This window comes from Micromonospora chalcea (genome assembly GCF_028768405.1).
GTDB classification, from domain to species: Bacteria; Actinomycetota; Actinomycetes; order Mycobacteriales; family Micromonosporaceae; genus Micromonospora; species Micromonospora chalcea.
On sequence record NZ_CP118233.1, the window covers coordinates 4,198,593 to 4,217,312 of the forward strand.

18 protein-coding genes are annotated in these 18,720 nt (G+C 72.5%); 8 read left to right on the forward strand and 10 right to left on the reverse strand.

The features are described 5' to 3' along the window. Positions 1-8: 8 nt before the first annotated feature. Complete coding sequence (locus PVK74_RS18480) at positions 9-575, forward strand: CGNR zinc finger domain-containing protein (protein ID WP_018787720.1); 567 nt, start codon at positions 9-11, stop codon at positions 573-575. Between the two features lie 22 nt (positions 576-597). Here the strand turns inward: PVK74_RS18480 and PVK74_RS18485 are convergent, their stop codons facing one another. Together PVK74_RS18485 and PVK74_RS18490 are read right to left on the reverse strand one after the other, a co-directional pair. Beyond that, positions 598-1,404, reverse strand: coding sequence for a sugar phosphate isomerase/epimerase family protein (locus tag PVK74_RS18485; protein WP_064446686.1), 807 nt, complete (start codon positions 1,402-1,404; stop codon positions 598-600). Between the two features lie 75 nt (positions 1,405-1,479). Beyond that, on the reverse strand, positions 1,480-2,424 hold the full coding sequence (locus tag PVK74_RS18490; RefSeq protein WP_043328071.1) for a Ppx/GppA phosphatase family protein: 945 nt from the start codon (positions 2,422-2,424) through the stop codon (positions 1,480-1,482). A 74-nt stretch (positions 2,425-2,498) separates the two neighbouring features. Here PVK74_RS18490 and PVK74_RS18495 point away from each other — a divergent pair, with 74 nt between their 5' ends. After that, positions 2,499-3,305 (forward strand): DUF3109 family protein, encoded by an 807-nt coding sequence (locus PVK74_RS18495; protein WP_043328070.1) that lies wholly within the window; start codon positions 2,499-2,501, stop codon positions 3,303-3,305. 40 nt (positions 3,306-3,345) lie between these two features. On the opposite strand, the gene PVK74_RS18500 is transcribed toward PVK74_RS18495, so the two are convergent. The 3 genes from PVK74_RS18500 to PVK74_RS18510 form a co-directional block, all read right to left on the reverse strand. Then, on the reverse strand, positions 3,346-3,924 hold the full coding sequence (locus PVK74_RS18500; RefSeq protein ID WP_274476887.1) for a hypothetical protein: 579 nt from the start codon (positions 3,922-3,924) through the stop codon (positions 3,346-3,348). A gap of 1,011 nt (positions 3,925-4,935) precedes the next feature. Further along, positions 4,936-5,619: a response regulator transcription factor gene (locus tag PVK74_RS18505; RefSeq protein ID WP_030504594.1), complete on the reverse strand. Its 684-nt coding sequence runs from the start codon at positions 5,617-5,619 to the stop codon at positions 4,936-4,938. Between the two features lie 21 nt (positions 5,620-5,640). Next, the gene (locus PVK74_RS18510; RefSeq protein WP_043328065.1) at positions 5,641-6,933 is read right to left on the reverse strand and encodes a sensor histidine kinase; all 1,293 of its coding nucleotides are present in this window, start codon (positions 6,931-6,933) and stop codon (positions 5,641-5,643) included. Positions 6,934-7,132: 199 nt separating this feature from the next. Between PVK74_RS18510 and phoU the strand changes: the two genes are divergently transcribed. After that, on the forward strand, positions 7,133-7,777 hold the full coding sequence (gene phoU / locus PVK74_RS18515; protein ID WP_064446849.1) for a phosphate signaling complex protein PhoU: 645 nt from the start codon (positions 7,133-7,135) through the stop codon (positions 7,775-7,777). Between the two features lie 103 nt (positions 7,778-7,880). Here phoU and PVK74_RS18520 read toward each other — a convergent pair whose 3' ends face one another. Then, on the reverse strand, positions 7,881-8,648 hold the full coding sequence (locus PVK74_RS18520; RefSeq protein WP_043328063.1) for a phosphoglyceromutase: 768 nt from the start codon (positions 8,646-8,648) through the stop codon (positions 7,881-7,883). A gap of 151 nt (positions 8,649-8,799) precedes the next feature. On the opposite strand from PVK74_RS18520, the gene PVK74_RS18525 reads away from it, so the two are divergent. Together PVK74_RS18525 and PVK74_RS18530 are read left to right on the forward strand one after the other, a co-directional pair. Beyond that, positions 8,800-10,125: an MDR family MFS transporter gene (locus PVK74_RS18525; protein WP_166457608.1), complete on the forward strand. Its 1,326-nt coding sequence runs from the start codon at positions 8,800-8,802 to the stop codon at positions 10,123-10,125. Positions 10,126-10,205: 80 nt separating this feature from the next. Beyond that, positions 10,206-11,456 carry an MFS transporter gene (locus tag PVK74_RS18530; RefSeq protein WP_043328060.1) on the forward strand — a complete coding sequence of 417 codons (1,251 nt, stop codon included), beginning with the start codon at positions 10,206-10,208 and terminating at the stop codon, positions 11,454-11,456. Between the two features lie 373 nt (positions 11,457-11,829). Here the strand turns inward: PVK74_RS18530 and PVK74_RS18535 are convergent, their stop codons facing one another. From PVK74_RS18535 to mshA, 3 genes are all read right to left on the reverse strand, one after another. Next, a complete protein-coding gene (locus PVK74_RS18535) occupies positions 11,830-12,774 on the reverse strand; it encodes a hypothetical protein (RefSeq protein ID WP_274476888.1) in 945 nt (314 codons plus the stop codon). A gap of 77 nt (positions 12,775-12,851) precedes the next feature. Continuing rightward, positions 12,852-13,385, reverse strand: a complete 534-nt coding sequence (locus PVK74_RS18540; protein WP_043328058.1) for a type III secretion system chaperone family protein — start codon at positions 13,383-13,385, stop codon at positions 12,852-12,854. Positions 13,386-13,430: 45 nt separating this feature from the next. Then, the gene (gene mshA / locus PVK74_RS18545) at positions 13,431-14,792 is read right to left on the reverse strand and encodes a D-inositol-3-phosphate glycosyltransferase (protein ID WP_043328056.1); all 1,362 of its coding nucleotides are present in this window, start codon (positions 14,790-14,792) and stop codon (positions 13,431-13,433) included. Positions 14,793-14,963: 171 nt separating this feature from the next. On the opposite strand from mshA, the gene PVK74_RS18550 reads away from it, so the two are divergent. After that, positions 14,964-15,728: an SDR family NAD(P)-dependent oxidoreductase gene (locus tag PVK74_RS18550; protein ID WP_064446850.1), complete on the forward strand. Its 765-nt coding sequence runs from the start codon at positions 14,964-14,966 to the stop codon at positions 15,726-15,728. After that, entirely contained in the window at positions 15,728-16,510 is a 783-nt protein-coding gene (locus PVK74_RS18555; protein WP_274476889.1) for a class I SAM-dependent methyltransferase, read from the forward strand. Before PVK74_RS18550 ends, PVK74_RS18555 begins: the two co-directional genes overlap by 1 nt. Before the next feature lie 270 nt (positions 16,511-16,780). Here PVK74_RS18555 and PVK74_RS18560 read toward each other — a convergent pair whose 3' ends face one another. After that, positions 16,781-17,872: a UDP-N-acetylmuramate dehydrogenase gene (locus tag PVK74_RS18560; RefSeq protein ID WP_043328055.1), complete on the reverse strand. Its 1,092-nt coding sequence runs from the start codon at positions 17,870-17,872 to the stop codon at positions 16,781-16,783. A 70-nt stretch (positions 17,873-17,942) separates the two neighbouring features. Here PVK74_RS18560 and PVK74_RS18565 point away from each other — a divergent pair, with 70 nt between their 5' ends. Next, positions 17,943-18,698 (forward strand): maleylpyruvate isomerase family mycothiol-dependent enzyme, encoded by a 756-nt coding sequence (locus PVK74_RS18565; protein WP_043328053.1) that lies wholly within the window; start codon positions 17,943-17,945, stop codon positions 18,696-18,698. The last annotated feature ends 22 nt before the right edge of the window (positions 18,699-18,720 follow it).

Below are 18,720 nucleotides of genomic sequence, written 5' to 3' on the forward strand. Positions count from 1 at the left end.
TTGGTGTCGTGAACTTCGACGCGTACGCCCGGACCGGGGTCGAGCTCGTCAACGCCCGGCTGGACGACCTGGACGGCCTACGGGCTGTCTTCTCGGACGAGCAGGGCTGGATGCGCGACGAAGTCGCGGAACGGGACCTGGCGATCTTCCGGCGGGCGCAGAAGCGACTCCGGGACGTCTTCGAGTACGGCACCTCGGGCCGGGACAACGAAGCGGTGGCGGAGCTGAACGCGCTGCTGGAGGCGTTCCCGGTGCAGCCGCGCATCTCCGGCCACGACTCCTCCGACTGGCACATGCACGTGACCAGCCGGGGCGCGTCGGTCTCCTCCGAATACCTGGCCGGGGCGGTCTGGGGGCTGTCGGTGTGGCTCTGCGAGTACGGCAGCGCCCGCTTCGGCGTCTGCGCCGACGACCGCTGCGGCAACGTCTACCTGGACACCTCGTCCAACTGCTGCCGGCGGTTCTGCTCCGAGCGCTGCGCCACCCGCTCCCACGTGGCGGCGCATCGGGCCCGCAAGCGGGCCGCGGTCGGCGAGCAGGCCGTCCCGGCGCAGCCGCTGTCCCCGGTGAGCTGACCTCCGGGGCGGCGCGCCCCGGTCAGGCGTCGACCGGCGAGGCGGCGGTCAGGTTCGCCCGGGCGAACTCCAGCGACTCGCGCAGGTCCGCCTCCCGGACCGCCCGGCTCTTCGCGCCCCGGGTGGTCACCTCTACCGCCACCGTGCCGCTGAACCCTCGGCCGGCGAGCGAGCGGAGCATCTCCGCGCAGGGCTGCCCGCCGCGACCGGGCACCAGGTGCTCGTCACGCCCCTCGCCGGTGCCGTCGCCCAGGTGCACGTGCGCCAGGCCGGAACCCATCCGGTCGGCCATCGCCATCGCGTCGGTGTGCGACGCAGCGCAGTGCGACAGGTCGAGCGTGTACGAGGCGTACCCGATCTCGGTCGGGTCCCAGCCCGGCGCGTACGGGACGAACTGCCGCCCCGCCATCCGCACCGGGTACATGTTCTCCACCCCGAAGTGCAGGCCGCCGAACTGCCCGGCGATCGTGTCGAGCCCGTCGGCGAAGGTACGCGCGTAGTCACGCTGCCAGGTGAACGGCGGGTGCACCACGACGGTCGGCGCCTCCAGCGTCTCGGCCAGCTCGGCGGCCTTGCGCAGCCGCTCCCACGGGTCGGGGCTCCACACCCGCTGGGTGACCAGCAGGCAGGGGGCGTGCACCGACAGCACCGGGACGCCGTAGTGCTCGGCGAGGCCGCGCAGCGCGCCCGCGTCCTGGCTGACCGGGTCGGTCCAGACCATCACCTCGATGCCGTCGTAGCCGAGTTCGGCGGCGAGCTGGAACGCCGCCGCGGTCCGTTCGGGGAAGACCGAGGACGTGGACAGGAGTACCGGAACGCGGTAGGTCACGCCTCCGAGGGTAGCTCCAACCGCCAGCGAGCATCGGGACGAGCAACCGCAAAGCAACCCAGAGCGCTCGTACGGTCACATTGGCGCGAGCTGATCCAGCCGACGCAGGATGACGCCCTCGCGCAGCGCCCACGGGCAGATGTCCACGCCGTCCACACCGAGCCGCCGCATCACCGCCTCGGCCACCACCGCGCCCGCGAGCAACTGGTGCGCCCGCTGCGCGCTCACCCCCTCCAGCTCGGGCAACTGGGCCGGCGGGATGTGCCTGATGAACCCCAGCACCTGCCGCAGGCCGGTACGGGTCAGGCTGCGCCGCGCCCACAGGCCCGCACCGGAGGGAGCGGCCCCGGCCAGCCGGGCCAGCGTGCGGAACGTCTTCGAGGTGGCGACCGGACGCTCCCAGCCCACCGCCGTCAACTGCTCCACCACCGGGTCGAGCTGCGCGTCCACGTACGCCCGCAGTTCCTCCACGGCCTCGGCCGACGGCGGCGCCGTGCCGGCCGGGTCGACCGCCAGCCGCTCCCGGCTCAGCCGGCCCGCGCCGAGCGGCAGCGAGATCGCCACGTCCGGGTGCTCGTCGATGCCGGCCGCCAGCTCCAGCGAGCCGCCGCCGATGTCCATCGCCAGCAGCCGCCCGGCGGACCAGCCGAACCACCGCCGCACCGCGAGGAACGTCATCCGCGCCTCGTCCGCCCCGGAGAGCACCTCCAGGCGTACGCCCGTCTCGTCGCGGACGCGGGCCAGCACGTCGGCGGCGTTAGTGGCGTCGCGAACAGCGCTCGTGGCGAACGCCAGCAGATCCTCGGCGCCCAGCCCGTCCGCCGCCGCCCGGGCCATGCCGACCGCCTTGACCAGGCCGTCCGCGCCGCCGACGGTGAGCGCGCCGTCCGGGCCGATCTGCTCGGCCAGCCGCAGCACCACCTTCTCCGAGTGCGCCGGCCACGGATGCGCGCCGTGGTGGGCGTCGACCACCAGCAGATGCACCGTGTTGGAACCGACGTCGAGGACACCCAGTCGCATGGGAAAGACCCTAGGGCCAACACGTTTCGTCGGCTCGGCGGCCGGGCGGGGTCACCGCGCGTACGCTGGTCCGAGTGACAGGGCAGATCGAGCTTCACGTGCTGGTGGACGACCCCGAGGACCCGCGCAGCCGCGAGGTCGGGCTGGACTTTCCCCGGGAGTGGATCGAGTTCGTCGACCCGGCCGACCCGAAGCACGTCGTCCGCGCCGACCTGACCTGGCTGCTCTCCCGCTGGACGTGCATCTTCGGGCAGGGCTGCCACGGCATCATCGCCGGACGGGCCGCCGACGGGTGCTGCTCGCACGGCGCGTTCTTCACCGACTCCGACGACGAGAAGCGGGTCCGGGCAGCGGTCAAGCGGCTGACGCCGGAGACGTGGCAGCACTTCCGGCGCGGGTTCAAGAACTGGACCGAGAACGACACGGTCGACGGCAAGACGCCGGCCCGGCGTACCGCCACCCGCGACGTGGACGCCCCGTGCGTGTTCCTCAACGACGCCGACTTCGCCGGCGGTGGCGGCTGCGCGCTGCACGCCCAGGCGCTGCGCGACGGGGTGCACCCGCTGGAGTACAAGCCGGACGTGTGCTGGCAACTGCCGGTACGCCGCGATCAGGAATGGCACAAGCGGCCGGACAACACGAAGGTGCTGATCTCCACGCTGGCCGAGTTCGACAGGCGCGGCTGGGGCGCGGGCGGGCACGACCTCGACTGGTGGTGCACCTCCTCGACCGACGCGCACGTCGGCGCCGAGCCGATGTACGTCTCGTACGGGCCGGAGCTGACCGCGCTGATCGGCGCGCCCGCGTACGCGAAGCTGGCCGAGCTGTGCGCCGCCCGGCAGCGCCAGGGTCAGATCGCCCCGCACCCCGCAAGCGAGTGAAGGCCGGCACCCCGTCTCGGGGTGCCGGCCTTCGTATCTCTTACTTGTTCCAGTGCTCGGCGACGAGGTCGGCGGCCTGCTGCTCCCACTGGGCGTAGTGGTCCGGGTACGCGGACACCTGGACGGTCTGGGCGGCCTTGGTCAGCGGCATGTCCTGCCAGCCGTCGACCTGCTTCAGACCCTTCAGGAACGCGGTCGTGGAGTACTCGGGGTCGGTGATCTGCTCCACCGTGCCCCAACCGGAGGACGGGCGCTGCTGGAACAGGCCCTGCGAGTCGTGGTCGTTACGGTCACCCAGGTGACCGAGGTTCTCCAGCTTCGACTCCTGCAACGCGGTCGCGATCGACACGACCGCGGCACGCTCGTCCATGCCGGCCTTCTTCGTCGCGGCGATGATCGCCTTCACGTTCTTGGTCTGCTCGTCGTCGAGGTCGATGCGGGACTGGGCGCCCTGCACGCCGTGCGGAATCAGCTTGTTGGACTGCTGCACGGTGGCCGTGACCGGCTTCGCGTGCGCGGTGGTGTCGGCCGCGTGGGCGGCGACCGGGCCGGCGAACACGCCACCGGTGAAAGCCAGACCAGCAATACCCAGAACGCTCTTACGCAGAATCGTGTTCATGATGGGGGCTCCATTCGGGGGTCGACACACCCCCCGGGGGGACCGGGGGTGCGTGGGCACCGTCAGGCGCTCAAGAAAGTCTCAAGGGGGATCCCGGCTGCTCGCGGGGCGGGGGCCTCTACGCGGCGCCGGAAGGATGTCCAACGACTGTCGGCCCGGCATCATTCCCGGGCCAGCTCACGCTGTCGGGGGTGCGGCGCGGGGCTCACGTCGTCGGAACCGTGTTCAACGACCAGCCGAGCGGGATGATTCCCCGCGGCTCACGCCGCCGCACGTACTCAACGACCGGCACTGTTCCCACAGCCCGCACCCCCTCGCTCCGGGGGCGCGGCCCTGCTCGATCGTTCACCCGGTTACAACGCCACCGGCCCGCCCACGATTCCGCCACCAGAGTGCCGCCCACCACCCCCGAACCCGACACCCCGCCCACACACGCCAAACCCCCACCGCGCCCCGGCCCGGCCGCCTCGCTCCACGCCCTGTTGATCAAGGAGTTTGCGGCCCCTTCCGGCACCCACGAGCCCACTAACTCCTTGATCACCGCGATCTTGGAGTTGTGGCACCTCACGAAGGGCGTCAAGCCGGGCATCCCGGGCACCACAACTCCAAGGCCCAACAAACCTCCACCAGGCCCCCACACCGGGTTGATCATGAGGTTGGCGGTGACAAACCGGACGCCAAGTGCCGCCAAGTTCATGATCGACGCGACCGGGCAGGACGGGTGCGCTGGACGAGAGCGAAGCGGCCGCGACCGGCCCCGCGATCTTGCAGTTTGCGCCCTCCGAGCACCCGATTCGCCCGGTTTGCGGGCCACCAAAGTGCAAGATCGCGCGATCGAGGGAGGGTCGGGCGGAGAGTGGGGGTCGAGAACTCCCCCGGGAGGCGCCGAGGGTCGGCGATCTTGGAGTTGTGGTGCCTCGCGAAAGGCGTCAAGCCGGGCATCCTGGGCGCCACAACTCCAAGATCGACGGGGGCGTGGACGGGGGACGGGCGGGTGGCCGGCCCGGGGGGTCAGGGCTCGAACTTGTAGCCCAGGCCTCGGACCGTGACGATGTAGCGCGGCGCGGACGGCTCCGGCTCGATCTTGGAGCGCAGCCGCTTCACGTGCACGTCCAGCGTCTTGGTGTCGCCCACGTAGTCGGCGCCCCAGACCCGGTCGATCAACTGCCCGCGGGTGAGCACCCGCCCGGCGTTGCGCAGCAGCAACTCCAGCAGCTCGAACTCCTTGAGCGGAAGCTGCACCCCGGCGCCGCCGACCGTCACCACGTGCCGTTCGATGTCCATCCGGACCGGGCCGGCGGCGAGCGTCGGCGCGCCCGTCTCGTTCGACTCGGCGCTCTGCCGGCGCAGCACCGCCCGGATGCGGGCGACCAGCTCACGTGGCGAGTACGGCTTCGTCACGTAGTCGTCGGCGCCGATCTCCAGGCCGACCACCTTGTCGATCTCGCTGTCTCGCGCGGTGACCATGATGATCGGCACGTGCGAGCGCTGGCGGAGCTGCCGGCACACCTCGGTGCCCGACATCTCCGGCAGCATCAGGTCGAGCAGCACGATGTCGGCGCCGGTCCGGTCGAACTCGGTGAGGGCGTCGGTGCCCGTCGCGGCGACGGAGACCTCGAAACCCTCCTTGCGGAGCATGTAGGACAGGGCGTCGGAGAACGACTCCTCGTCCTCGACCACCAGTACGCGGCTCAACGGGTGTTTCCTTTCCTGTGGTCAGACCTGCCGGAGCTCGGCCGGGCCGGCCTCGATCCCAGCGGAGGCGAGTGTCGTCTCCAGGTCGTCCGGGGGGCGGGCGGGCAACCGGAGGGTGAACGTCGACCCCCCACCAAGAGTGCTCGACACGTCCACCCGGCCGCCATGGTTGCTGGCGATGTGCTTGACGATGGCCAGTCCCAGGCCGGTGCCGCCGGTCGCGCGGGAGCGGGCCTGGTCGGCGCGGTAGAACCGCTCGAAGATCCGGTCCACGTCGTTCGGGGCGATGCCGATGCCCTGGTCGGCCACGGCGATCTCGACGTGTTCGTCGGTTCCGGTGACCGTCACCCGGACCGTGGTGTCCTCGCCGGAGTAGGTGATCGCGTTCTCCACCAGGTTCGCCACCGCGGTGGCGAGTTGGCTGTCGCTGCCGTACACGGTCAGGCCCCGCTGCCCGCCGACGGCGATCTCCACCCGGCGGGCGGCGGCCGCGGTGCGGGTGCGGTCGACGACCTCGGCGAGCACCCAGTCCACCGAGACCGGCTCGGGCGCGGGTTGCGGCTCGGCGCCCTGGAGGCGGGTCAGTTCCAGCAGCTCCTGCACGAGGCGGCCGAGCCGGGTCGACTCGTGCTGGATCCGCTCGGCGAACCGCCGCGCGGCGACCAGGTCCTCGGACAGGTCGGGCGCGCCGTCGGAGGCCGGTTCGGTGGCGTCGACGAGCGCCTCGGCGAGCAGTTGCAACGCGCCGATGGGTGTCTTCAGCTCGTGGCTGACGTTAGCCACGAAGTCCCGGCGTACCCGGGCGAGACGGTGCGACTCGGTGACGTCGACCGCCTCGATCGAGACGTAGCCGGAGCCCAGTCCCATCGCCCGCAGGTGCACGCCGAGCGGGTTGTCGCCACCGCCGTCGCGGCCCCGGGGCAGGTCCAGCTCGATCTCGCGCCGCACGCCCGTGCGGCGGACCTGCCCGGCGAGGGTACGGATCAACGGGTGCGCCGCGATCGAGCCGGGTGTCGCCCCGGTACGCAGCAGACCCATCGCCCGGGCGGCCGGGTTGACGAGGACCGGCACGTCGTCCGGGCCGAGCACCACCACGCCGGCACGTAGCGAGTCGATCGTCTTGCGTCCGAGCCCGGATAGGCCCCCCTGCTGGTCGTCCGGAATCGTCGGCCTCCCTGCGTCACGACGGGTGGTCCCGCCGCCCCGCGACGCCCGCCGGCGCCGCCACTGCTCAACCGGTCCGGACAGCGTCGCCCCGGCGACCAGCCCGGTCACCAGCGCCACGGCCACCGCGACCGCCACCGCCCATTCCACCCGGCGATCGTAGGGTCATTGTTAACCCAGGGATCGGGCACAAAGGGACGAACCACTCTCGCTTCCGGCAAAGTTCACCTGCGGGCCCCGCGTCGTTCACCCACGTTCATCCTGGTGCCGACCGTTCGGCCTAGCGTGGGGCGCGCACCTGCTCCCGCCGTACCCCTCGGGGTCGCGGCACCGACCCCAGGAAGTGACGATGCGCGACGAGTTCCGGGCCGACCTGCAGATTGTCAGCCAGTTGCTGGTGGACATGGCCGAGGCGGTACGCGCGGCCATGCGGCAGGCCACGAAGGGTCTGCTGACCGCCGACCGGACGGCCGCCGAGACGGTGATCGCGCGGGACGCCGAGATCGACGAGCTGTACCGGCACGTGGAGGAGCGGGTCTGCGACCTGCTGGCCCGGCAGGCGCCGGTCGCCTCCGACCTGCGTGCCATGATCACCGCGCTGCACGTGGCAGCCGATCTGGAACGGATGGGCGACCTGGCCGACCACGTGGCGAAGACGGCGCTGCGCCGGCACCCGTCCCCGGCCGTCCCGGCGGAGCTGCGGCCGGTCTTCACCGACATGGCCGGGATCGCCGACCGGATGGCCGAGAAGATCGGTGCTGTGCTGGCCAAGCCGGACGCCGACGTGGCCGCCGAGCTGGACGGCGACGACGACGCGATGGACGACCTGCACAGGAGCCTGTTCGGTGTGCTGCTCGGCGACGACTGGCCGTACGGGGTGGAGACGGCGATCGACGCGACGCTGCTGGGCCGCTTCTACGAGCGTTTCGCCGACCACGCGGTGAACGCGGGCGAGCACGTGGTCTACCTGATCACCGGTTCGACGTCCGCCTGACCTGCCCCGCGTGCAAGGAAGGGCCCCTTATTAACAGCGAGCGTTAATAAGGGGCCCTTCCTTTACCGCAGGCGTTAAAAAGGGGCCCTTCCTTACACCAAGCTCAGCGGCCCTGGTTGGCTACCGCGGCGGCGGCGTCCTTGGCCGCGTCCGGGTCCAGGTACGTGCCGCCGAGCACCTGGGGACGCAGGTCGGCGTCCAGGTCGTAGCGCAGCGGGATGCCGGTGGGGATGTTCAGCTTGGCGATCGCCTCGTCGGAGATCTGGTCGAGGTGCTTGACCAGGGCGCGCAGCGAGTTGCCGTGCGCGGCCACCAGCACCGTCCGGCCGGCCAGGATGTCCGGCACGATCGAGTCGTACCAGTAGGGCAGCATCCGGTCGACGACGTCCTTCAGGCACTCGGTGCGCGGCATCAGCTCGGTCGGCAGCAGCGCGTACCGGGGGTCGCCGACCTGCGACCACTCGTCCGCGTCGTCGATCGGCGGCGGCGGCGTGTCGTACGACCGGCGCCAGAGCATGAACTGCTCCTCGCCGTACTCGTCGAGGGTCTGCTTCTTGTTCTTGCCCTGCAGGGCGCCGTAGTGGCGTTCGTTGAGCCGCCACGACCGGCGCACCGCGATCCAGTGCCGGTCGGCGGCGTTCAGCGCCAGCTCGGCGGTGCGGATGGCCCGGCGCAGCAGGCTCGTGTGCACCACGTCCGGCAGCAGGTCGTGCTCGCGGAGCAGCTCGCCGCCGCGCCGCGCCTCGGTCTCTCCCTTGGCGGTCAGGTCGACGTCGACCCAGCCGGTGAAGAGGTTCTTGGCGTTCCAGTCGCTCTCGCCGTGCCGCAGCAGGACCAGCGTCCCGACGGTGGGCCCCTCGCTCGCAGTCATGCCGATCATCCTGCCGTACCGGCGTGACGGACACGCGCCGACCGGTGGTGACGACCACCACGTGGAAAACCTGATGACCACGCCTCCGGCCCGGCACTAGGTTGTAAGGCGCTTTAAACAGGTCGGTCATTACCACCACGGGGGCGTCGGGATGCGGACAGTGCGAGGCTGGTTCCAGGACACGGCGGGCGGCCTGCCACGGACGTTCTGGTACCTCTGGGCCGGCACGCTGATCAACCGGCTCGGCTCGTTCGTCCTGATCTTCCTGGCCATCTACCTGACCCAGGAACGCGGCTTCTCCGCCGCCCAGGCCGGTCTGGTGATCGGTCTCTGGGGCGCCGGCGGCGCGGTCGGCACCACCATCGGCGGCACCCTGACCGACCGCTGGGGACGGCGGCCCACGCTGCTCGTCGCGCACGTCGGCGCGGCGGGCATGATGATCGCGCTGGGCCTCGCCCGGCCGCTCTGGGCGGTCGCCGTGGGCGCGCTGCTGCTCGGCGCGTTCGCCGAGGCGGCCCGCCCGGCCTTCGGCGCGATGATGGTCGACGTGGTGCCGGACAAGGACCGGCTGCGCGCCTTCTCGCTGAACTACTGGGCCATCAACCTCGGTTTCGCCTGCGCCGCCGTGCTCGCCGGCTTCGCCGCCCAGGGCAGCTACCTGCTGCTGTTCCTGGTGAACGCGACCACCACACTCGTGACCGCGCTGATCATCTTCGCCAAGGTCGGCGAGACCCGCGGCCCGGTCACCGTACTGCCGGCCAAGGGGATGCCGGCGCCGGCCGGCGCGCTGCGCACCATCCTCGCCGACCGGGTGTTCCTCGGCTTCGTCGCGCTCAACCTGCTCGCCGCGCTGGTGTTCCTCCAGCACATCTCGATGCTGCCGATCGCCATGGGCGACTCCGGGCTCAGCCCCGCCACGTACGGCTCGGTGATCGCGCTCAACGGCGTGCTCATCGTGGTCGGCCAGCTCTTCGTACCCCGGCTCATCAAGGGCCGCAGCCGCTCGCACGTGCTGGCGCTCGCGTCGCTGGTGATGGGCGCCGGTTTCGGGCTCACCGCGTTCGCCGACACGGTCTGGCTCTACGGCCTGACCGTGCTGATCTGGACCGTCGGCGAGATGCTCAACTCGCCGTCCAACGCCACCCTGATCGCGGAGCTGTCGCCGACCGCGCTGCGCGGCCGCTACCAGGGCGTCTTCTCGCTGTCCTGGCAGCTCGCCGGCGCCGCCGCGCCGATCCTCGGCGGCCTGGTCCGCGAGCAAGCCGGCAACAGCACGCTCTGGCTCGGCTGCGCGGGCATCGGCGTCGTGGCGGCCGTCGCCCACCTGATCTCCGGCCCGGCCCGGGAGCGCCGCGCGCTCGCGCTGCGCGCAGTGGGCACGCCGGTCGCGCCGGTCACCGCCACCGCATCCCCGGCGCCCGAGGCGGCCGAGGCCGCGGCCACCGCACCCGCCGCGCCGGTCCGGGCCGGTTCCTGAGTACGCCCCGACGCGACCGCCCCGAGGCGGGTGGATACCGTACGGGACGGAATCGGTAAGGAAACCTTCCTGGAGGACTGGTGCACGGCCTGCGGCGCTGGTGGGACGACACGGCCGGCGGGCTCCCCGCCACGTTCTGGTACCTCTGGTCCGGCCTGCTGATCAACCGGGCCGGCGCGTTCGCGCTGCTGTTCCTGTCGCTGTACCTGACCGTCGCGCGGGGCGCCCCGCCGTCGCTGGCCGGGCTGGTGGTCGGCGCGTACGGGATCGGCGGCGCGGCCGGCACGCTGCTCGGCGGTGTGCTGGCGGACCGCTGGGGACGGCGGGCCACGCTGCTCGCCGCCCACCTGGTCGCCGCCGGGCTGATGGCGGCGCTGGCGTTCACCACGCACCTGGCGGTGATCGCCGTACTCGCCACGCTGGTCGGGGTGGCGCACTCGATGCCCAGCCCGGCGTTCGTGGCGGCCATCGTGGACGTGGTACCCGAGGCGCGCCGCTCCCGCGCGTTCAACCTGCAGTTCTGGGCGTTCAACCTGGGCATGGCGGTGGCCTCGCTGCTGGCCGGAATCCTCGCCGAGGCCAGCTTCACCGCGCTGTTCCTGGTCGACGCCGCAGCCACGCTGGCGGCGGCGGTGGTGATCGCGCTGAAGGTGCCGGAGACGCTCACCCGGCGGCCGGCGCTCACGCCACGGGCAGTGATGGGACGCCGTCCCGGGCTGCACACCGCGCTCACCGACCGCACGTTCCTGGTGTTCGTCGGGCTGACGTTCCTGCTGGCAGTGCTGACCATGCAGACCTCGACGATCATGCCGCTGGCGATGCGCGCGGACGGCCTGCGCCCGTCGGCGTACGGGCTGGTGGTGGCGCTCGGCGGGGCGCTCATCGTGGTCGGGCAGCTGTTCGTGCCCCGGCTCATCGAGCCGTACCGCAAGTCGACGGTGCTGGCCGCCTCCACCGCTCTGATGGCGCTCGGGTTCGGCACGCTGACAGTCGCCGACGGGCTGCCGCTCTACCTCGGCGCGGCGGTGGTCTGGACGGCCGGGCAGATGCTCGCCGCACCGCCGAACGCGCAGATCAACGCCGACCTCGCCCCACCCGAACTGCGGGCCCGCTACCAGTCGGTGTTCTACCTGACGTTCCCGGCCGCGTCGTTCGTCGCGCCGGCGCTGGGCGGGCTCAGCCTGGAACATCTGGGCGAGCGGCACTGGCTGGTGGTCGGCGCGCTCGGGCTGCTGGCCGCCGCCGGGCACCTGCTCGCCGGGCCGCCCCGGGAGCGCCGGGTCGCCGCGCTGCGGGCGGCAGCCGTGGAACCGGTCTCGTCTGCCCGCTGAGCGCCGACAACGGCAGAGCGCCCATCCCGACCCCCGTCGAGATGGGCGCTCTGCCGTACGCCCGGCGGCGGCGGGCGACACTCACCCCCGTAAGCGTCGCCCGCTCGCGCCGCCGGTTCCACGGGTGGCACCGTCCCCCAACGGCGTGCTCCACCCGATCTTCGCATCTCGCCTGCGCGGATCTGATCGATCCACCGCTCCCCCGAACGGAAACAAGCGTGACGCGGTGCAATAAAGTTAGTTCGCCCAGATTCCGGATTCAACCCAGATCGCTGTCTTGCCCGTCACAGCGTCCGTGTCGGGAATCCGGCTGTCCGTGCTGCGGTCCCTGGGATGGCAAACACCGGGTTCCCGGGGTCCATTCCCGTAAACCTCAGCCGTCCTCGCGATTCGGGTTCTCGGTCCGGAAGAAGTTGCTCTGCCGCCCGTCCCGCATCTGCTCCTGGTAGATCAGGTTCAGCCGCCGCAGGTCGAACGTCCGGAACCAGTCGTCCCAGGTGATCTCCCGGATCCGGCTGCTCTCCCGGTAGCCGGGGATGTTGAACGTCAGCACCCCGGGCCGGCCCGCACGCTCGGTACCGGCGATGGTGGCCGGCTTCGCGCCCCGCGCCCGCGCCCAGCGCTGGATCACCTCGTGGTTACGGGTGACCAGGCTCCGGCCCGGACGCTCCGGCCGGTCCGCGAGCGACGTGATGAGCTGCGACGATCCGATCGACCGGCTGGACGCCGGCCCACGGGTCGGCGCGCTCTGCGCCCGAGCCGACGTCGCCTTCCGGGCCGGTGCCGCCTTGGCGCGTGAAGGAGCGGCCTTCGCCCTCGACGGAGCCGCCTTCTTCGCCCGGGCGGGCGTGGCCTTCGCGCGGGACGGGGCCGCCTTCGCGCGCGTCGCGTTCGCCCGCGACGAGGTGGCCTTGGCGCGGGGCGGGGCCGCCTTGCGCGTACCCGTCGCCTTGGCTCTGGCACCGGTGGCCCGCGCGGCCGGCGCGGACTTGGCCGGCGACGTGGCCCGGCGGGCAGTGGTCTTCTTCGCGGCGGTGCTCTTGCGGGTCGCGGCCGGCCGCCCGGCCGGTCCGGAGCTGCGCCGGGCGGCGCCGCCCTCCCCGCGCATCGTCCGTGCCAGGGTCTTCACCAGTTCCGGCTTCCGCAGCGCGGAGATCCCGGAGACCCCGCGCCGCTTGAGCTGGCTGCGGATGTCGTCCACCTTCATCCGGGAGATCGCCGACTCCGACACCCTCGGGGTGTTCGGCGTCTGGTTGCCGGGTTGCCGCTTGGTCCGGGTCGCAGTCGTGCCGCGACCTGAGCTGTTGCGCTGAGCCATGGGACACGCTCCTCGACAGTCCGTCCTCGGCCCGCGGTGGGTCCCAATGCTCCGCACCGCGCGGGGCGGCATACCCGTCAGGAGGGCTCCGAACCTCCGGCGGGCGATCCGGCAGTGGCGGACGGCTCGAAGAGGTGCGCGAACGCGGCCAGGTTGGCAGTCGACTCGCCGCGCTTGACCCGCCACTCCCACTCCCGGCGGATGGCCGTGCCGAAGCCGATCTCCAGCATGCTGTCGAACGACTCGTCGGCGTACGTCAGCACGGAGCCCAGCAGCCGGTCCAGCTCGTCGGCGTCGACCCCGGCCAGGTTGACCCGACCGGTCAGGTAGACGTCGCCGACCGCGTCGATGGAGAACGAGACGCCGTACATGCGGGCGTTGCGCTGCAGCAGCCAGGCCCACAACTCCTCGCGGCGCTCGTCGGGCTGGCGCATCACGAACGCCTCGACCCGCAGCGCGTGCTCGCCCACGATCAGGTTGCAGATCGTCTTGAGTTTGTGCGTGCCCGGCAGGGTCACCGCGTACGACGCCTCGCCGGTCGACTCCCACTCCAGCTCGCGCTCGGCGCAGACGGACTCGATCAGCGCGGCGACCTCACTCCTGCGGCTCATCGCACCCACTCTACGACCGGTCGACCGGGGCCGCCGGACGGGTGATCACCAGGAGCACAGCATCGCCGGGTCGCCGAGCCGCCGCGCCAGCCGGGCCCGGTGCTCGGTGATCGCCTCCCCGTAGACGGCGAGCAGGCCGGAGGCGGTGCGGTGCCAGGAGAAGTCCCGGGCGTGCCGCTCGGCGCCCCGGCCCAGCGCGGCACGGCGTACCGGATCGGGCAGCAGGCGCGCCAGCGCCCGGGCCCAGTCGACCGGGTCGTGGCCGTCGATGAGCATGCCGCTGACGCCGTCGCGTACCGCGGTGACCAGGCCGCCCACGGCGGCGGCCAGCACCGGCGTGCCGCACGCCTGGGCCTCCAGCGCCACGAGGCCGAACGACTCGTTGTGCGACGGCACCGCGACCAGGTCGGCGGCGCGGTAGAGGGCGGGCAGGTCCGCGCCGGTCTGCGGCGGCAGGAAACGCACCCGGTCGGCGATGCCGAGCGCGTGCGCCAGCTCGATCAGGGCGGTGGGCCGGTCCAGGCCACTGCCGCTGGGCCCGCCGCAGATCACCACGGTCAGCTCGTCGGCCAGCGCCGGATCCCGTTCACGCAGCGCGGCGGCGGCACGGACCAGCACGTCCGGCGCCTTGAGCGGCTGGATGCGGCCGACGAACGCGACCACGTACCCGTCGGCCGGCAGGCCGAGCCGGCGGCGTGCGGCCCGGGTCGCGGCGTCCCGGTCACCGACGGCGGGACGGAACCGCTCCAGGTCGACGCCGGGTTCCACGATCGCCACCCGGTCCGGGTCGGCCGCGTACCGGTCGAGCAGGTCACGGGCCTCGACCCGGGTGTTGGCGACCAGCCGGTCCGCCTCGGTGACCACCTGCTCCTCGCCGATCACGCGGGCCTTCGGCTCGGGGCGGTCCCCGGCGGCGAGGCGGGCGTTCTTGACCTTCGCCAGCGTGTGCGCGGTGTGCACCAGCGGTACGCCCCAGCGCTCCTTGGCCAGCCAGCCGACCTGACCGGAGAGCCAGTAGTGCGAGTGGATCAGGTCGTAGTGGCCCGGCGGGCGGGCCGCCTCGGCGCGCAGCACCCCGGCCGTGAAGGCGCAGAGCTGGCCCGGCAGTTCCTCCTTGGTCAGCCCCTCCAGCGGCCCGGCGGTGACGTGCCGGACGGACACGCCGGGCGCCACCTCGACCACCGGGGGCAGGTCACCGGCGGTGGCCCGGGTGAAGATCTCCACCTCGACGTCGGCCTCGGCCAGCCGCCGGGCCACCTCCAGGATGTAGACGTTCATGCCGCCCGCGTCACCGGTGCCGGGCTGGTGCAGCGGCGACGTGTGCACCGAGAGCGTGGCGATACGGCGCGGCCGCGGCCACGGCAGGGCACCTCGCTGACGACCGACACCGGTGTGCAAATCCGCCACGTCCGCTCCCTCTGTCACGGTTGATGCCGTCCCGCACGACCGGCGCTTCTCGGTCAACCCGTGTGCCGGATCTCATCTTCCCCATCGGGGTTCGGAAATGCCCTTCGCCGGGTCCCCGGCGTGACGGACCTCATCACCGCGCGCGGCCGGGCGGCGGTGGACAATGTCCGGATGACTTCAGTCGCCATCGTCACCGGGGCGTCCAGCGGGATCGGCGCGGCCACCGCCCGCCGGCTCGCCGCCGAGGGATTCCACGTGCTCGCCGCCGCCCGGCGTACCGACCGGCTCGCCGCGCTGGTCGCCGAGATCGAGGCGGCCGGCGGCGCGGCGAGCGCGGTGGCCTGCGACGTGACCTCGGACGAGTCGGTCGCCGGGCTGGCCGCCGCGGCCGAGGCCGCCCCCGGGCCGGTCACGCTGCTGGTGAACAACGCCGGCGGCGCGCGCGGCCTGGACCCGGTCGAGACGGCCGACGTGGGCGACTGGCAATGGATGTACGACGTCAACGTGCTCGGCACGCTGCGCGTCACCAAGGCGCTGCTCCCGGCGCTGGAGCGCTCCGGCGCCGGCACGATCGTGATCGTCAGCTCCACCGCCGGGCACGTCGTCTACGAGGGCGGCGGCGGCTACACGGCCGCGAAGCACGCGCAGACCGCAGTCGCCGGCACGCTGCGGCTCGAACTGTGCGGCCGACCGGTCCGGGTGATCGAGATCGACCCCGGCATGGTGAAGACCGAGGAGTTCGGCCTGGTCCGTTTCGGCGGTGACGCCGACCGGGCCGAGGCGGTCTACGCCGGTGTCGCCGAACCGCTGGTGGCCGACGACGTGGCCGACTGCGTGGCCTGGTGCGCGACCCGCCCGCACCACGTCAACATCGACCGGCTCGTGGTCCGCCCGCTGGCCCAGGCCGCACAGCACAAGGTGCACCGGGAGTCCTGATGGAGCGTCCGCTCGGCGTGGCCACCCGGGGCACCACCAACCCCAACCGGCTCCGGCGGGTGGACAACTGGGTCGTCGAGACCTGCGGCGACGCGCTGCGTGCCGCCGCCGACCCGCTCGTGGTCGACCTCGGCTACGGCGCCACCCCGGTCACCCCGGTCGAGCTGCGCGCCCGGCTGGCGTCCGGCGTCCGCGCCGACGTGCGGGTGGTCGGCCTGGAGATCGATCCGGTACGCGTCGCCGCCGCCCTGCCCGCCGCCGACCCGCCCGGGCTGACGTTCGCCAGGGGCGGCTTCGAGCTGGCCGGACTGCGTCCCGCGCTGGTGCGGGCGTTCAACGTGCTCCGCCAGTACGACGAGAGCGAGGTGGCCGACGCCTGGCACACAGTCACCGGGCGGCTCGCGCCCGGCGGGCTGCTGGTCGAGGGCACCTGCGACGAGCTGGGGCGGCTCGGCTCCTGGGTGCTGCTGGACGCCACCGGCCCTCTCACGCTCACGTTGTCGGCGAAGCTGACCACGCTGGAGAGCCCGGCCACGCTCGCCGAGCGGCTGCCGAAGGCGCTGATCCACCGCAACGTGCCGGGCGAACGCATCCACGACCTGATCGAGGCGCTGGAGCAGGCGTGGCGCGCGGCCGCCGGCTACGCCCCGTTCGGCCCTCGCCAGCGCTGGCTGCGGACGGTAGAGGCGGTGAAGGAGTCAGGCTGGCCCGTCCAGGACAGCCCTCGTACGTGGCGCCACGGCAACCTCACGCTCCCCTGGCCCGCCATCTCCCCCCGCTGACCCGCCCGCCCCCGCCCACCGCCCACCGCCCCGCCGATCTTGGACTTGTGGCGCCCACCTTGCCCCGTTTGGCCCAGTTCACGAGCCACCACAACTCCAAGATCAAGGGAGACGTCACCCCTCCCCTGAAACCCTCGGCGGAACCCTTCGAGACAAGTGTTGATCTTGCACTTGCTGCCCCGGCAATACGGGTCAAAACGCTCGGACCGAGGGCCGGAAGTGCAAGATCGCGGGGGTGGGAGGGGGAGTGGGAGGGGGCGGGGGCGTGGGTCAGATGGTGCAGTTGATCAGGACTGGTTCGGGGTGGAGGGTTACGCCGAAGCGGGACTGGACGCCGTCTCGGATCTCGCGGGCCAGCGCCACCAGCGCGGCCGTGCTGGCGCTGCCGGAGTGGTTGGTGAGCGCGAGCGTGTGCTTGCTGGAGATGGCGACGCCCTCCGGGCCCGCGTACCCCTTGCCGAAGCCCGCCTTGTCGATCAGCCACGCGGCGCTGACCTTCACCGTGCCGTCGGCGCCCGGCCAGTGCGGCGGCTCACCCACCTCGGCGGCGCGTTCCCGTACCTGCTCGAACACCTCGCCCGGCAGCACCGGGTTGGTGAAGAACGAGCCGACCGACCAGGTGTCCGGGTCGGCCGCGTCCAGCACCATGCCCTTGCCGGCGCGCAGCTTCCGCACGGTGGCCCGGGCTTCGGCCAGCGGCACCCGGTCGCCGACCTCGACACCGAGCGCCCGGGCCAGTTCGGCGTAGCGAACCGGGCCGGAGCGCGGGGACCGGGTGAGCCGGAAGTCGACCGAGAGCACCACCCAGCGGTCGCTGTACTTGAAGATGCTCCCCCGGTAGACGAACCCGCAGTCGGCAGCCGCGATCCGCGCCACCCGGCGTTCGGTCCGGTCGTACGCCTCGACGGCGACGATGGTCTCGGCGACCTCCTGGCCGTACGCGCCGACGTTCTGGATCGGTGTCGCGCCGGCCGAGCCGGGGATGCCGGAGAGGCACTCCAGCCCGGACCAGCCGCGCTCGACGGTGGCGGCGACGAAGTCGTCCCACGGCTCGCCGGCTTCGACACGTACCGTGACGGTGTCGCCCTCCTCGGCCACGGCCTGGAACCCGCGCGAGCGGACGAGCACGACGGTGCCGGGGAAGCCCTGATCGCCGATCACGACGTTGCTGCCGCCCGCCAGCACCAGCACGGCCTGCTCGCGGGCCTCCGCTTCCTGCACTTTTCGCACGATCTGGGCGGCGTCCTCGGCGATCTCCAGCCGCCCGGCGGGTCCGCCGAGCCGGAGCGTGGTGTAGCGCGCCAGGGTGGCCGGATCGGTCGGTTCACCGGCAGTAGCCGGTTCGGCGTAGACGTCTGACACGCCTTTCACCCTAGGCTGAGGGGTAGCCGGCGCACCCACTGGTGGCCCGGTCACCCCCGGGAGGATGGCGATGAGCAGACTGCACCACACGAAGGACTTCTGGATCGGCGCGCTGCGCACGGAGGGTCCCGCCTTCGCCGCGGCGGTTTCGGAGGCGCCGCCCGAGACACCCGTGCTGTCCTGTCCCGGCTGGACGGTCACCGATCTCGCCCATCACCTGACCCGCGTGTACGTCTGGGCGGGCACCGTGCTGACCGCCGGTGGCACCACCCGCCCGGAGCGGCACGACCCGGAGCCGCCGGCGGACCTGACGCCGGCCCAGTGGTACGTGCGGGAGTACGAGCGGATCACCGCGCTGCTGGAGGCGGCGGATCCGGAGGCGCCGGCCTGGAACTTCGCGCCGCAGCCGAAGAAGGCGGCCTTCTGGCCGCGCCGGATGGCGCACGAGACGGCCGTGCACCGCTGGGACGCCCAGCTCGCGATCGGTGCGGGTGATCCGATCGAGGCGAAGCTCGCGGCCGACGGGGTGAGCGAGGTGCTGGACACCTGGCTGCCGGCGGGCCGGCGGGTGCAGCCCGGGCAGTGGCGCGGCGTGGTGCAGCTGACCGCGACCGACGCGGCCCAGGAGTGGTACCTGCGGTTGCGGGGTGAGGGGGTCGCGCTGCTGGACACCGCGACGATCCTGGACCACGACGACCACCGGGCCCGGGCACAGGTGGCCGGCACGGCGAGCGATCTGCTGCTGGCGCTGATGGGCCGGATCAGCTTCGACGCGCTGGACGTGGCGGGCGACCCGGCCCTGCTGGGGGGCCTGCGGGTCGGCTGACGACGGGCACCGGACGGAGAGG

Excerpts from the sequence above, each read along its gene's own strand:
- PVK74_RS18490 (WP_043328071.1), bottom strand. The coding sequence starts at position 2,424 with ATGCGACTGGGTGTCCTCGACGTCGGTTCCAACACGGTGCATCTGCTG.
- PVK74_RS18500 (WP_274476887.1), bottom strand. The coding sequence starts at position 3,924 with ATGAACACGATTCTGCGTAAGAGCGTTCTGGGTATTGCTGGTCTGGCT.
- phoU (WP_064446849.1), top strand. The coding sequence starts at position 7,133 with ATGCGCGACGAGTTCCGGGCCGACCTGCAGATTGTCAGCCAGTTGCTG.
- PVK74_RS18520 (WP_043328063.1), bottom strand. The coding sequence starts at position 8,648 with ATGACTGCGAGCGAGGGGCCCACCGTCGGGACGCTGGTCCTGCTGCGG.
- PVK74_RS18525 (WP_166457608.1), top strand. The coding sequence starts at position 8,800 with ATGCGGACAGTGCGAGGCTGGTTCCAGGACACGGCGGGCGGCCTGCCA.
- PVK74_RS18535 (WP_274476888.1), bottom strand. The coding sequence starts at position 12,774 with ATGGCTCAGCGCAACAGCTCAGGTCGCGGCACGACTGCGACCCGGACC.
- PVK74_RS18540 (WP_043328058.1), bottom strand. The coding sequence starts at position 13,385 with ATGAGCCGCAGGAGTGAGGTCGCCGCGCTGATCGAGTCCGTCTGCGCC.
- PVK74_RS18550 (WP_064446850.1), top strand. The coding sequence starts at position 14,964 with ATGACTTCAGTCGCCATCGTCACCGGGGCGTCCAGCGGGATCGGCGCG.
- PVK74_RS18555 (WP_274476889.1), top strand. The coding sequence starts at position 15,728 with ATGGAGCGTCCGCTCGGCGTGGCCACCCGGGGCACCACCAACCCCAAC.
- PVK74_RS18565 (WP_043328053.1), top strand. The coding sequence starts at position 17,943 with ATGAGCAGACTGCACCACACGAAGGACTTCTGGATCGGCGCGCTGCGC.